Annotated in this window: 13 protein-coding genes and 1 pseudogene; 7 read left to right on the top strand and 7 right to left on the bottom strand. The window is 39.8% G+C overall.

The window, feature by feature from the left end:
* Positions 1-25: 25 nt before the first annotated feature.
* The gene (locus ACE1CI_RS13575; RefSeq protein ID WP_413266048.1) at positions 26-1,303 is read left to right on the top strand and encodes a glycosyltransferase; all 1,278 of its coding nucleotides are present in this window, start codon (positions 26-28) and stop codon (positions 1,301-1,303) included.
* Between the two features lie 91 nt (positions 1,304-1,394).
* Here the strand turns inward: ACE1CI_RS13575 and ACE1CI_RS13570 are convergent, their stop codons facing one another.
* Positions 1,395-2,579 carry a TPM domain-containing protein gene (locus ACE1CI_RS13570; protein WP_496615453.1) on the bottom strand — a complete coding sequence of 395 codons (1,185 nt, stop codon included), beginning with the start codon at positions 2,577-2,579 and terminating at the stop codon, positions 1,395-1,397.
* Between the two features lie 84 nt (positions 2,580-2,663).
* On the opposite strand from ACE1CI_RS13570, the pseudogene ACE1CI_RS13565 reads away from it, so the two are divergent.
* Together ACE1CI_RS13565 and ACE1CI_RS13560 are read left to right on the top strand one after the other, a co-directional pair.
* Positions 2,664-2,819: pseudogene (locus ACE1CI_RS13565) on the top strand (creatininase family protein); the annotation flags it as partial.
* Positions 2,820-2,893: 74 nt separating this feature from the next.
* The gene (locus ACE1CI_RS13560; protein WP_413263992.1) at positions 2,894-3,373 is read left to right on the top strand and encodes an ester cyclase; all 480 of its coding nucleotides are present in this window, start codon (positions 2,894-2,896) and stop codon (positions 3,371-3,373) included.
* Between the two features lie 65 nt (positions 3,374-3,438).
* Here ACE1CI_RS13560 and ACE1CI_RS13555 read toward each other — a convergent pair whose 3' ends face one another.
* From ACE1CI_RS13555 to ACE1CI_RS13545, 3 genes are all read right to left on the bottom strand, one after another.
* Positions 3,439-3,987 (bottom strand): GNAT family N-acetyltransferase, encoded by a 549-nt coding sequence (locus ACE1CI_RS13555; RefSeq protein ID WP_496615452.1) that lies wholly within the window; start codon positions 3,985-3,987, stop codon positions 3,439-3,441.
* 516 nt (positions 3,988-4,503) lie between these two features.
* Entirely contained in the window at positions 4,504-5,634 is a 1,131-nt protein-coding gene (locus tag ACE1CI_RS13550; protein WP_413263995.1) for an FAD-dependent monooxygenase, read from the bottom strand.
* 3 nt (positions 5,635-5,637) lie between these two features.
* Positions 5,638-6,417: a TPM domain-containing protein gene (locus ACE1CI_RS13545; protein WP_413263996.1), complete on the bottom strand. Its 780-nt coding sequence runs from the start codon at positions 6,415-6,417 to the stop codon at positions 5,638-5,640.
* A gap of 89 nt (positions 6,418-6,506) precedes the next feature.
* On the opposite strand from ACE1CI_RS13545, the gene ACE1CI_RS13540 reads away from it, so the two are divergent.
* Entirely contained in the window at positions 6,507-7,328 is an 822-nt protein-coding gene (locus ACE1CI_RS13540; RefSeq protein WP_413263997.1) for a creatininase family protein, read from the top strand.
* A 193-nt stretch (positions 7,329-7,521) separates the two neighbouring features.
* Here ACE1CI_RS13540 and ACE1CI_RS13535 read toward each other — a convergent pair whose 3' ends face one another.
* Positions 7,522-9,543, bottom strand: a complete 2,022-nt coding sequence (locus tag ACE1CI_RS13535) for a TIR domain-containing protein (protein WP_413263998.1) — start codon at positions 9,541-9,543, stop codon at positions 7,522-7,524.
* Between the two features lie 616 nt (positions 9,544-10,159).
* Here ACE1CI_RS13535 and ACE1CI_RS13530 point away from each other — a divergent pair.
* From ACE1CI_RS13530 to ACE1CI_RS13520, 3 genes are all read left to right on the top strand, one after another.
* The gene (locus ACE1CI_RS13530) at positions 10,160-10,783 is read left to right on the top strand and encodes a hypothetical protein (RefSeq protein WP_413263999.1); all 624 of its coding nucleotides are present in this window, start codon (positions 10,160-10,162) and stop codon (positions 10,781-10,783) included.
* 167 nt (positions 10,784-10,950) lie between these two features.
* The gene (locus tag ACE1CI_RS13525; protein ID WP_459564041.1) at positions 10,951-11,382 is read left to right on the top strand and encodes a C6orf136 family protein; all 432 of its coding nucleotides are present in this window, start codon (positions 10,951-10,953) and stop codon (positions 11,380-11,382) included.
* A 25-nt stretch (positions 11,383-11,407) separates the two neighbouring features.
* Positions 11,408-11,605 (top strand): PEP-CTERM sorting domain-containing protein, encoded by a 198-nt coding sequence (locus ACE1CI_RS13520; protein ID WP_413264000.1) that lies wholly within the window; start codon positions 11,408-11,410, stop codon positions 11,603-11,605.
* Between the two features lie 76 nt (positions 11,606-11,681).
* Here the strand turns inward: ACE1CI_RS13520 and ACE1CI_RS13515 are convergent, their stop codons facing one another.
* Both ACE1CI_RS13515 and ACE1CI_RS13510 read right to left on the bottom strand, forming a co-directional pair.
* Positions 11,682-12,542: an alpha/beta fold hydrolase gene (locus tag ACE1CI_RS13515; RefSeq protein WP_413264001.1), complete on the bottom strand. Its 861-nt coding sequence runs from the start codon at positions 12,540-12,542 to the stop codon at positions 11,682-11,684.
* A 111-nt stretch (positions 12,543-12,653) separates the two neighbouring features.
* Positions 12,654-13,997 (bottom strand): Sll1247 family protein, encoded by a 1,344-nt coding sequence (locus tag ACE1CI_RS13510; protein ID WP_496615451.1) that lies wholly within the window; start codon positions 13,995-13,997, stop codon positions 12,654-12,656.
* Positions 13,998-14,359: the final 362 nt, after the last annotated feature.

Here is a 14,359-nt window from a genome sequence, read left to right as displayed (position 1 = left end):
GAGAAATTATTGATGAGGTAAAATAGTGAGTCGAATTGTTTTAACTACGATCGGTTCTTTTGGCGATTTGCATCCGAAAATTGCGATCGCACAAGAATTAAAAAAACGCGGTCATGATGTAGTGTTTGCCACTCACAAAGAATATCAAAGCAAAATAGAAGCTTTGGGGTTTGAGTTTAATCGAATGCGCCCTGATAATACTGCTTTGAACAATCCAGAAGAAATGGCGCGAATGATGGATTTAAAAACGGGGACAGAGTATGTGATCCGAAATTGGGTTTGTGCGAATTTACGAGAAACTTACACAGATTTAATGAACTGTGCCAAAGATGCAGATTTTATTATTATGGGTGAAGGAGTTGTTGCGGCGCGATTTGTTGCCGAAAAGTTAGGAATTCGCTGGGCAAACGCTGTCCTACAACCTGCCGCATTTCTATCAGTTTACGACCCATCAGTAATCCCTGTGTTTCCATTTTTATCTAAGTTTCGTGGGCTTGGTTCGATCGTCAACCAAGGCATCATTCAATTATCAAAAATAATGACTAAATCTTGGGCGGAACCGATTCATCAATTACGACGAGAACTCGACTTACCTCCCTTAGTTGGCAATCCCTTTATTGAGGATAAATATTCTCCTTTTCTTGTGCTGGCAATGTTCTCCTCAGCATTTGCCAAACCTCAACCGGATTGGGCAAAAAATACGGTAATTACAGGGTTTACTTTTTACGATGGTAACGACGAAAAAGCGGAACTTACACCAGAACTTAAGCAATTTTTAGAAGTAGGTGAACCACCGATTGTTTTTACTCTAGGTTCAGCCGCAGTGATGGCACCTGGTAACTTTTTTCAAGAAAGCATTCAAGCGGCAAAATTGTTAAATCGTCGTGCAGTTTTGTTGATTGGTAAAAATGCGCCCCCAGAGAATCTTTCGGAAGAGATGATTGCGGTAGGTTATACTCCATATTCGCAAATTTTTCCGCTTGCTTGTGCGATCGTCCATCAAGGCGGCATTGGCACAACCGCACAAGCTTTACGGGCGGGTCGTCCAACGCTTATAATGCCCTACAGCCATGACCAACCCGACAATGCGGCAAGAGTTGAACGTTTGGGAACTTCCCGCACTATTTCCCGTAAGCAGTATTCAGCGGCAAGAGTAGCCAAAAAGTTAGGTGAATTGTTAGAAAATTCCAGTTATGCAGCGAAAGCAACAGAAATCGGGCGAATTATTCAAGCAGAAAATGGGGTTTGTGTGGCTTGTGATGCGATCGAAAAACAACTTCCATCACCATCTGAAGTAGCATAATCTTGATTTTTTGAACCGCAGAGGACTCAGAGAACGCTGAGGAAAGAAGAGGAGATAATTGTTGGTGGTTTTTATCAATAATTTAGGAAGTTTACCAGCTACCACCTGCGCCACCACCATCGCTACTACCACCGCCGAAGTCACTACTGCTACTACTACTGCTATCGGAACTCCAACTACTAGAACTATTGTCACTACTGCTGCTATCGGAACTCCAACTACTAGAACTATTGTCACTACTACTGCTATCGGAACTCCAACTACTAGAACTATTGTCACTACTACTGCTATCGGAACTCCAACTACTAGAACTATTGTCACTACTACTGCTATCGGAACTCCAACTACTAGAACTATTGTCACTACTACTGCTATCGGAACTCCAACTACTAGAACTATTGTCACTACTACTGCTATCGGAACTCCAACTACTAGAACTATTGTCACTACTACTGCTATCAGAAATCCAAATACTAGAACTATTGTCACTACTACTGCTATCAGAAATCCAAATACTAGAACTATTGTCAATATACCCAGTGTTAATTTGATGATTATTGCAATGCTGGTTTTTGGGTAATTTCCGGTGTTTTTTGGCAACTAATAAATTTCTATTTTGATTTTTGTTAGATTGCTTCTGTTTTTTGAGAATCACGAAACAGCGAATTACAACTGCTAAAGCTCCAATTCCAGAGCCAATATATATGGCTAACCAAACGGTTTTCCAAAAACCGTCATCGATTTTATCAGGCGCAGTAGAGTCATCTAATTTTACTATTAAGGCTTTGGTTCCTGACAATGTACCTCCGTCAAAATTGCCTCGTTTGAATGAGGGGAGAATTACTTTTTGAACAATCTGTGCTACTTTTTTATCTGGTAAAATTTTCCTTACACCATTTCCGGTTTCAATTTCTACCCTTCTCTCCCCGCGAGAAATGAGAAACAGTACGCCATTATTCACACCTTTTTTACCAATACCCCAACGATTAAATAAAGTTGTAGCAAACTCTTTGGCAGAGGCAGAAGGTGAGGTGTTTGGCACTGTTACCACAGCAATTTCGGTACCATTTTTTGCTTCTAATTCCCCAATCTGGCGATTAATTTCTGCTTCCGTTTCTGGCGTGAGGATATTAGCCATATCTGTTACCCAGGTACCATTTATCTGTCGGGGATTGGGTACAGAGTCAACTGTCACAGCCCAACTAGTTAACGGAAAAGCGAGCAGGGATAATGTTAAAATGCCTGCACAAGCTTTAATTTGGTTGGCGAATTTCATAAAATTTGCTATCCTGATTTACGCAACTATTGAGCTATATGGGTTGTTAAATAAATACAAACTTGATCTATTAAATTTCGGACAATGCACAGTTTCATTCCCCCAAAACGCTTTTTTCCTTATCTAACTTGGAAAGAAGTTCACGAAATGCCAGATAAGGCAAATGTAGTGTTAATTTTGCCTGTGGGTGCGATCGAACAACATGGCTCTCACTTACCATTAATTGTTGATGCTGCGATCGAAAAACAACTGCCATCAGTCTCAACTTTCTCACAATAGGAAAGTGTACAATTTGGTTCAAAACGAAATTCTCTATGCTGACTGAACAAAACAAAGCCCTCGTTCTCCAGTTCTACAAAGCCTTTGACGATCGCAAAATCGAGCAAGCTTTGGATCTTTTGGCTCCCGATTTTATCGCTCATCTAGCAGGTATTTCAAAGCCACTAAATAGGGAAGAGTTCAAGCAGTTTGGGATGTCTTTTTATTTAGCCTTCAGCCAAGGTCAACACATTTTCGATCGGGTCATTGTTTCCGACGACAAAGTTGTGACACATGGAACATTTACAGCAACGCACTTGGGAGAATTTCAAGGCATTCCGCCAACAGGCAAGCAAATCAGCTTGTCAGTCATGCACATTGATAGAGTCGAGAACGGGAAAATTGTTGAGCATTGGGGGCAAGGCGATGCACTTGGACTGATGCAGCAGTTAGGAATCGTCTTTTTGCCGGGGCCAAAATTATTGCCACACATTCTGAAAGGTGTCCTATCCAGATGGTTTAAAAAATCTGCTTAGCCTAACGCAAGCTTCAAAACCGCGATTTCTAATCGCCAAGGCTTGGTGTTTTGTTCGACCTGTTTCTAACCGTAGATTCTACCATCCGCACGGATGCTTTGTTGGGAAAGCCATTCGTCGTACAGCAAAGCGTAGAGATACTCATCCTGCCACGCGCCATTGATGAACTGGCTTTGTCGTAAATGCCCTTCACGGCGCATACCAAGACGCTCCATAAGCCGAAAGGAGGCACTATTTCGGGTATCGCAGATCGAGGTGATGCGATGCAATTTGTGATGGGTAAAGCCATAAGTGAGTAATACCTGTGACGCTTCTGTTGCATAACCATGCCCCTGATAACTAGGGTGCAGTGACCATCCAATTTCGCCTTTACTTTGCGTTTTTGGCAACAGATTGATGCTAACCTCGCCAATCATTTTAGCATCGCCTACATGGTAAATCGCAAATACGATATACCCCCCGTTATCACCAATTTCTACCACTGCTTGCTGAGCAAGAAACCGAACTGCTCGTTCCTGAGTTAGGGGGATTACTGGCATATATCGCAAAACATCAGGATGAGTTTGATAGCTCAAAAAATCAGGTAAATCAGTTTCTGTCATACGGCGGATCACTAATCGTTGCGTAGCCACTGGCTCCATTCTTTTTTCTCCAACCGATTTACTCTCCAACCGATTTAGTGAGTCATGCTGATTGGTCCTAGTTTAGCAAACTGGTTGTGGAGCGCCAATCACGATCTCATCAAAAACTCCTTGGTTCTGAAACCCCGTCCTTGTAGGACGGCTTTATATGGTAAAATTGCTGTAGTCGCTAAGACCTTAATTGGCGGGTGAGACTCCCCGCAGTTGGACGCTATAGTTAAAAGGCTGTTGCCCGAAATAGGCGACTCGGTGTATAACACTCTATTTCTAGCCTCTGCAAGCAAAGACAATTAAGCGAGTGAAACACTCTCCATACAACAAGTAGACCCAATGGTAAGGCGAAGCACTGCCGGAGGGAGTAGTGGGAATTGACACCCCCTATCGCACGACACTGAAATCCGAGTAAACGGTTTTGGGAGTTGTGGTTCGAGCAATGCCATTTGTGGTATCTCCTTTTAAAGAATCTCTGCACTTTTAGGGCACAGAGTGTCAAATTCTGTAAGCATGAAGAGATCTGAAACTGTTGTTAATTGCTGAACCCATTACTTTCATAAAGGTGTTGCGAAGCTCCACAGCTAAAGGATTTTTTAATCCGCCCATTTTGGCCGATCGCAAAGATTCCTCCACAATCTTTTTAGTACGCCCAAACCGTAGCGCCTCATACTGTTGAAAAGCAGCGATCGGATCGAGTTGTTCTCCCAGACATTTGGCAACGACGTAAGCATCTTCCAAAGCCGTACAAGCGCCCTGTCCCATCGTTGGTAGCATGGGATGGGCAGCATCACCGAGTAGCGTAATATTTTGTTGACTCCAAGGCTGTTGTGGAGGACGATCGTATAAATCTGTAGTCAAGATCTGAGCTTCATCCGTAGCGGCGATCAACTCAGGAATGGCTGGAAACCAATCTTGATACATAATCTCAAGCTCTTTTTTGCGACCGATCGCAGCATCCGGTTGCGCTTCTGGTGCGGTTGCAGCGGCGTACCAGTACATCTTTCCCTTGCCCAGCATCATAAAACCGAAGCCTTTGCCACAGCCCAAAAATTCCTGAATATAACCTGGTCGGTATCCAGCAGGAACGTACTCGGTCAAACCGCGCCAAGTCTTAAAATTCCGGTAAGTAGGAGGTGTGTCACCTAAAATAGCGGATCTGACTCGCGATCGCAATCCATCCGCACCGATCAACGCATCCCCTGCAACCTGCAATCCAGAAGCAAAATAAGCATGAACTCGATTATTTTTGTGTTCAAATCGTTCAAAAGTTTCTCCCAAAATAAATTTTTCACCAGGTACATTGCGCCATAATAGCTGATGCAATTCCGCTCGATGAATACCAATAACTGGTAACTCAAAGCGATCGATCGCCATGTTCACCAACTCTTTGCCATGTTGCGAATTGAATTGATAATTTGTAGTGAGATAGCCAACCCGAATCGCTGCTTCTAACAAGCCTAAATTCTGCAAAATATGAGTGGCATTTGCCCAAAGTGCAATCCCAGCCCCGACTTCTCGCAATGCTTTGGTTCGCTCATAAACCACAGGTTCAAGACCCGCACGACTCAAGGCAAGCGCAGCGGCAGAACCACCTATTCCACCACCGATAATAATTACCTTTGTCATATATTACCAGCTACCTCCGCTGCCACCACCACTGCTACTACCACCACCAAAGCTACCACCACCGGAACTCCAGCCGCTAGAACCACTACCATACCAAGTGTAATTTTGAGTACGATCGCTATTTTGATTTTTGTTTAATTTACCGTGTTTTTTGACATTCATTACATCACGAATTGCCAGAACAAAGCCAGTCATGGCAAATCCAATTAATATGAATAGCCAACTTTTTTTCCAAAACCCGTCATCGATTTTTACAGGTGCAGGAGAGTCATCTAATTTTAATATTAAAGCTTTGGTTCCTGTCAATGTACCTCCATCAAAGTTGCCTTGTTTAAATTTGGGAAGAATTTCTTTTTGAATAATTTCAGATACCTCTCGATCAGGCAAAACTTCCCTCACACCATTTCCAGTTTCAATTTCTACCCGTCTCTCGTTTTGAGCAATGACAAATAATACGCCATTATTGACGCTTTTCTTTCCAATACCCCAACGATTAAATAAACTTGTAGCAAACTTTTTGGGAGAGATATAAGGTGAGGTGTCTGGAACTGTTACTACAGCAATTTCCGTGCCATTTTTGGCTTCTAATTCTCCAATTTGGCGATTAATTTCTAATTCTGTTTCTGGAGTGAGGATATTAGCCATATCTGTTACATAAGTACCATTTGTCTGTCGGGGATTGGGTACAGAGCCTACTGTAACTGCCCAAGTAGGTAACGGGAAAGTAATTAGGAATAATGTTAAAATAGCTGCACAAACTCTAATTTGGTAGGTAAATTTCATAAATTTTGGTATCCTAATTTACGTGCAGATGCTTCTATACCATTCATTTTATTGAATTAATACAAACTTTTTCTATTGAATTTCGGACAATGCACAGTTTCATTCCCCCTAAACGCTTTTTTCCTTACTTAACTTGGAAAGAAGTTCAAGAAATGCCAGATAAGGCAAATGTAGTGTTAATTTTGCCTGTGGGTGCGATCGAACAACATGGCCCTCACTTACCATTAATTGTTGATGCTGCGATCGGTGTAGCCGTATTAGGTAAAGCCTTAAAAAAATTAGACTCAGCAATTCCCGCTTTTGCTTTACCAACTCTTTACTACGGTAAATCAAACGAACATTGGCATTTCCCCGGTACAATTACCCTAAATTACCAAACTTTAATGGCAACTATTTGTGAAATTGGTGATAGTATTTACCGTGCAGGGTTTCGCAAGTTAGTATTAATGAATTCTCACGGTGGACAACCACAAATTATGGAAATTGCGGCGCGAGATTTACACTTAAAATATGATGATTTAATGGTTTTTCCTCTGTTTACTTGGCGAGTTCCGCACAATGTAGGCGAGTTACTAAGTTTAAAAGAAAAAGAGTTCGGAATTCATGCGGGAGATGCGGAAACTAGTTTGTTGTTGTCAATTTTGCCAGAACAAGTAAAGATGGAAAAAGCGATCGCAGAATATCCCCCAGAAACTCCAAAAGATAGCCTGTTAAGTATGGAAGGAAAATTGCCTTTTGCTTGGGTAACAAAAGACTTAAGTAAAAGTGGCGTGATTGGCGATCCAACTACTGCGACGCGGGAGAAAGGCGATCGGATTTTAGACGATGTTTCCGACGGCTGGGTAAAAGTAATTAAAGATATCTACACTTTCCAACAACCCAACGCTTCTCTATACAGTAATCCTACATGAAAGAGTAATATAAGCGAAAACGATCGCACACTGATGATATTAGAGTGCGATCAATTGTGTTAGATTGTATTAATGTTTTCAGCGTAGGAATTAGGTAGAAGTGCGATCGGTGGCTGCTCAACTTGGAGAAAGCTACCGCATTACGGTGAAAACTTGGCAAATACTATCAAACCCATTCAGTTGCGGGTGCAAGTCAACATCCAGATTGCTTCCACTTCTCGTTTAAATGAGTGAACAATGAGTCTAGTTTGTCTTTTGCCGAACTATCGTCTGCTATGCAAGCGGCGTAGACGTAAACGCCACCTATTCTCTTAGCTTCCTCTGGGTCTGGAGGTCCAATCCTCTTTTGTTTAAAATAGAACCCTGCTTCTGTGAGATACTTCTCATAGTCCTTACAAGAGACTTTAAAATCACCGATTTCCTCCAGACCTGACTTCAGTGCTTTTTCTTCAAGGTCTGCTAAAGTAGTTTGCCCTTCTCGTTTAGCAATATCAATTATGTGATTGTGATAGTCTCTTAAAGCATCTTCTCGTTCCTTTTTGTTATTTGGATGGTCTCGAAGGAACTCATCACCCACAATCATTAGTCCCCCAGGCTTCAAATTACGCTTAACATTATCAAAATATCTTTTTTTGTCGCCACTTTTGATATGATGATCTGAAAATGAGGAAAAAATGTAATCAAATTGTCCTGAAGGATTGTAAGTGCGACTATCTTTATGCTTAAGCTGAACTCTACCTTGTTGGTTGCTGAATTTATGTTGCAAAATGTTGTAACAATGCCAGTCAATTTCGAGCGCAACTATTTCATTAACAACAATATCTTTTATTTCACTTAAACGCTTAGTAAAAATTCCTGTTCCCGCACCAAATTCTAAAATTCTACAACCTTCTATATTATTGTCTCTGTGAGCTGAACAGATAGCGATCATCTTCTGCATCATCTCTTGATAATAAGCATGTTTCTCTTCGTGTTCGTCATACTGAGAGGCATTTATATATGCAGACATTTCTATGGACTTTCTCTCATAGAATGTGAGTCCTTGTCTTTCAAAAATGGAATGACGATATTGTTCTTTAAGTGTCTCGCTATCGCTATCAGCATCTTTCTCTATACGAATAGCAACTTTTAAGGCTAATAATTTATTAAATTCCTTTTCGTATTGGCAAATCTCCTTTTCTTCGGCGATAAAGCAGATATTTTTTTTATCTGGTACTTCATCATCATATTTTGCAAGCAGTTTCTGGTTACTACCCGCATCAATAATAGAAAAGTCTTTACTGTATTCCGATCCTAAAAACATTGACAAGTTAGTCAAACTAATCGCATATACTTCATATATTTGAGCGTGTTCTAGGAGAGTTAAGTAGTTTGACTCAAACTCCTTTTCTGAGGCAAATGCAAATACTCTAATGTTATCACGATTTGATGTTTTTAAAATTTCTTTACCCGTTCTTTGCTGCCAGAACTGTTCTTCGATATTAACAAGAGCAATAGCTTTTACTACCGGACTAATGTTCCTTTGTAGAGAAATGAGAATCTGAGGGTATTGAGAGGCAGGTGCTAAGTAGCGTGAGGCGTTTCGCTGCTTCAAATTTTCGTTTAATTGGCTATATTTATCATAGGCTTCGCAAATAACTTTCTGAAAACAAATATTTTCATGAAAATATTTATTGTCTTTGAGACTATCTGCTATCCTCTGGATATCTGCAACTTTTTTATTGATTTCTAAGAAAGATGAATGAGGAGATTGATTTATAATATCAATCGTTTCTTTTAGTTTTGAAAATCGGGTTGCAATCGCATCTTTATTTACATCGTAATTCCGCTTATTGGTCATCTCACCAATCAGTTTTTGCCAAGCATTTAAATTTGTACCATCAATCGTCTGAAGACCCATTAGAGGATTAATGAGGTTTTCTATGTTTTCGTCGAACCGTACAACTACAACCCTGTATTGCTTACCTTTTCCCAAAAGATAACCAGCCTCAAAGTTAATCCAGGGTCTATTATAAGACCCTGGAGTTAGACAGACAATACCGAATTCAGCATTTTGTAAAGCCTCTTGCGTCTCTGTAAACCATCTGTCACCCGCCCGAATATCTTCATTTGATGTCCAAACCTTAATGCCCTCGATATCATTAATCATTGCTCTTATAGCGGTAGCTAACTGCGAACCTACAACTCCTGTCCAAGAGATGAAAACTGATGTCATGATATGTCTCTTCCTTATGTGATTATTTGGCAATTAAACAAGCAAGAAGCTTGAAAAGGTTATGCTTTTTTCTTGTACGAGCTATGCTGGTTATTAGCTCGCCATTTCTTAGCTTTTATTTCCTACACTATAAATCGTTTTCCCTCTTCTCTCAGTTACTCTATCCATCATCTCAACATACATTTTGTATTGCTCTAGCAATATCTTTTGTTTCTCAAAGTCCTGCATAGGTGTGTTTAGCACTGTCGGTAATCTTCAAACTGTCAATTTCCATTGAAATCCCGACGCTCAAGTACCCACCAGTCCAAATCCGGCTCAGTTCGCCTTAGTAAAATCAACCAAAACTCATCCGAAATAGATATTGACATTTATTCCTTATGAGGATATATTTAGCTACCTTGCAAGCAACCTCCTAGACAGCAACTTGCATTAAAATCCCTGCCGTCAAGTACCCAGAAGCTAAACTTGCTTCACTTCTCTCCGACAAGACAATTACGCAGATAATTCCTGGTTGAATTGAAAGGAAATTTTTCAAGCCAAGGGAACTTTCACTGGCACACCAGAGGAATGGAAAGCATTAATTCAACATTATGCTGGTAATCCCCTAGCCTTAAATATGGTCGCTTCAGGCATTCGAGATGCCTTTGGCTCTAGCATTTCTGATTTTGTCAAACATTTAACAGCGTGTTCATCGCCTTTTGCGGATATTAATCAACTTTTAGAACGGCAATTCAATCGCCTCACTGACTTAGAACTAGAGGTGATTTACTGGCTAGCAATCAACCGGGAAGCTATTTATTTCTCAGGCTTAAAAGAGGATATTATCTCTCCCCAATTAAAACAACAATTACCGGATATTTTGAAGTCTTTGAGAAGAAAATCCCTGGTTGAGAACAGTAACGGAGCCTTCACGCTCGCTCATCTGGTTATGGACTATGCAACCAACCTATTAATAGCTAAGATACGTGAAGAGATTGAAACTATGAGAATTACTTTATTAAACAGCCACGTCCTGCTCAAAGCTGAGGCTAAAGACTATGTGAAGGATACTCAGATTCGCCTTATCCTTGGGCCAATTAAGGATAGATTAATCAATGACCTTAAAGGCAAAAGGAATCTAGAAAAACGACTTGAGCGAATTCTATCAGATTGGCGAACAAAATATCCCCTAACCCCTGGTTATATGGCTGATAATGTGTTCAATTTGTTGGCTCAACTCAATACTCATGGAAAAGGCTAACCTTCTTCCCCGAATTCCTCAAACTCCGTGCCAACCGTGTAATATAATACGATAGCCAAGAACCATTTCTTCCCGCTCCCATGAGCCAAAAGTAAATTGAATGGGTTGGTTTAACAAGTAAAGGCGAAGCTTCCAAATAATCATAATTAGATCGTAATTAATAAATCGTGGAATACCAACAGCAGATTCAACAAGTAATCAAAACCCTCGAAAAAGACTTACCCACCCTTTTCGAGAAAGACATTTCATATCATATCTACACCAAAGATATCTACTTTCAAGACCCAGTTAATACATTCAAAGGCAAACTCAACTATCGAATAATTTTTTGGACACTGCGATTTCACGGAAAGCTATTCTTCACCGAACTTTACTTCGATTTGCATGACGTGAAACAAACCGCAGAAGATATAATTTTGGCAAACTGGACTGTCAGAGGAAAGTTACGCCTTCCCTGGAAAGCTAACATATTTTTTAACGGTTACTCAACTTACAAATTGACCAAATCAGGCTTAATTTACGAACATATCGACACTTGGGATCGTCAACCAAGCGAAATTTTAAAACAATTTTTACCTCAAAAAAACAACCATAATTAAAAGGGGAAAAGGTCAACGGGAGGATTTGCAGCGGGCGGAACAACAAAGCGATCGCTTTAATCGTGAAATCGAAGATCAACAGTTGCCTCAACCTAGCCCATTGGGTGTTCCGGGTGCTCCTGTTTCAGCGGTTCCTGAACCTGCGGAGTGGTTGTTGATTTTGGTGGGTGCGATCGCACTTGCCTTAGTCTACCAGTTCCGCCGCCCTAAACAGCTTACTTAATAAGTTGGTTCGTTGTGAGGAATTTAGTCCTCTGCCGTTGGGACTGTACGACTAAAGTCGATACAACAAACGGATATTACTGCAAAAATTCCCGCATATATTGATTTACCAGATCTGGCTTTTCTTGCTGTACCCAATGACTAGAATCAGGAATATATTTTATCTGAAAATCCCTGACATACGCTTCTGTTCCGAATGTCAGTTCTTTACCAAGCGCTGTATCCTTTTCTCCCCAAATCATTAAAGTTGGTACTTCCAAAACCCCCCAACTTTCACTCAACAATTTCTGTTGAAAAACATTGCGGTAATAATTCAACGTTGCGGTTAAAGCACCAGGTTTCGCTGCGGCATCTTTGTAAGCTTCAATATCTGCTTTAGTAAAGGCATTTTTGTTCACAGCCATGCCAGTAAAAGCCTTTTCCATTATCTGATAATCTAAATTTTTAATCAGGAATTCTGGTAGCCAAGGTAACTGAAAGAAAAATATATAAGAACTGCGGAGTAACTGTTGTGGAGTACGTAAACCTTGAGCAAATTTGGCGGGATGGGGAATGTTTAAAACTATCAGTTTTTCTACCATTTCGGGATAGGCGTAGGCGAAACACCAGGCGATCGCACCACCCCAATCATGTCCTACTAACACACACTTATTATAACCCAACCCTTTAATAATTTCCTTCACATCTTTGATAAACTCATCCATCACATAAGCAGACTTATTTGCAGGCTTTTCGCTATCATTGTAGCCACGCAAATCCACAGCCACTACTTTATGATCTTTCGCAAATTCGGGAATTTGATGTCGCCAAGAATACCAAAACTCAGGAAAACCATGCAACATTAACATCAAGGAACCTTCTCCCTGAGTCACGTAATGTAGCTTCACCCCGTTGCTGTAGATACGATCGTGCTTCCAAGTGTTTTCTGTTACAAACATTGCTGTTTCCTCAGTTGCTTTTGTTATCTGAACAACCTTGGTAATAATAACACCATTTTCCCAAATAAGCTGGAATAATATAATTCACACAATGGGAAACAAAATTAACAACTAAAATTGAGCTAAATTACCATCACCATGACTTTGGCAAAAAATTCGATAGCCATTTTCATCTATCATTGTCTGACAAGCTAGATTTTCTCGCTCCATATTCACTAAACTATATTTTACATTCTCTGTGTACAGGGTTAAAATTATCTTACTCACCTCCAAAAAGTTAATTACCCATTGACAATCCGGCTCGGAGTGACTTCCATAATAATCAATCAATTTGGAGATACATAATTCAAAATAAGTCCGCGAAGGAGGAGAAATTAATAAGAGTTTTAGAATTAATATTCCTAAAGTTAACGCATTTCCTTGGGAAGCAATTAAAACAAACAGATCGGAGGGTTTGTTATCCTTGCCAATAGTTAAATATTCAATCACCCGATTAGAAGTTCTTAAAATCAAACCGTTTCGCAACACTTGCTGATTTTCATGTTCATAAAGACCTTCTAACTTCTGGGTTAGGTGCGTTTTTATAGATTCTACCAACCCTGCACTTTCTAAAGAAAAAATTAGATACTTAATTAAACTTTTTTTAAAATGATGGTAACTTAGTTGTTGAGTTTGATGCAAAAAAATATTAGCTAGATTTACATGATTAAAAAATCCTGGGTTTGCTAGAACTTTCTTAATTAACCGTAAGGTTTCATCACCCAAAGCAGTGGGATTTTTAACTTTGTCATTCCAAGATGGAGTAGTATGAGAATGAGCCGTATACATCGCTAGATCAAACTTGTATTTATCTTGCAACTGTTGCGACAATCTTCTCGCAGCTTGGCGTTGTTCTAAAGAATTGTCAGAATTAAGATACTGAGGAGTTAGTAAAAAAGAAGTATAACGATATTTCCAGTTTTCTGTTCCTTGCCGATCGAATTTTGCCGCGAATAGTTTTACTTCTTGATAATCTGGGCTTTTAATAAAATTAATTACCCAGCTTCTCAGAGTACGCAGAAATGTAGATGATCCACGATAGCTCAGATGAAGAACGGAAAGCTTTTCAATTAAACTTTGAGCATATTGGTATTTTCTGCTATAAATCCAGGTGTTGACTAGAATATAAATACAACGTTTGAGAGTATTTCTAAACTCCTGCTCATTTTGCGATAAAACTATGAGCTTCAAAGCTTTTTCTATCTCCGAGTTAGAAGAAAAACTAGAATTAATAAATAAGTTTTCAAATTCTGTTAACACCAATTCAGGCGCAGTAGATTTAACAATATTCAGGAAAAATTGCCAAATTTCCTCTTGTGCAGCACCAATATTTTTTCCCTGTCTATTTGACTGACTGGGAAATTTATCTGACTCGATCTCACTTACTGCATTGTCAAAGGAGTGCGTTCTAAACACTCTTGAGTGGGTAGTTTTAGTTTGAGATAAAAAAGTCTGAGTTGGCATTGCTAGAACTGTTAACTCTTGATATTAATTTACTATTTTTTCTTTGCTTAACAGGTGATTGAAGGCTTTAATCAAGTATGATACTAGTCGAAGTAAGTAGTGAGAGTAAGTACTTAAATTTTGTGATGTCAATCACTGGGTAGAGTTTGACCTGTACTGTAAACATTTTTTTGATTAATTTTAAGTTACATGAAACAGATGAGTGTATACTGATTGCGATCGCCATAACTTCCACATTTATTACTCTGTTCTCGAAACATATCGGTTGCCTTTTATACTTAAAAAGCCTTCCTGCTACGCTAAAAAATGCACCT

This window comes from Floridaenema flaviceps BLCC-F50 (assembly GCF_041929275.2).
GTDB lineage: Bacteria > Cyanobacteriota > Cyanobacteriia > Cyanobacteriales > Aerosakkonemataceae > Floridanema > Floridanema flaviceps.
Note: the sequence above shows the minus strand (reverse complement) of the source record. Positions and strands in the feature narration are given on the sequence as shown.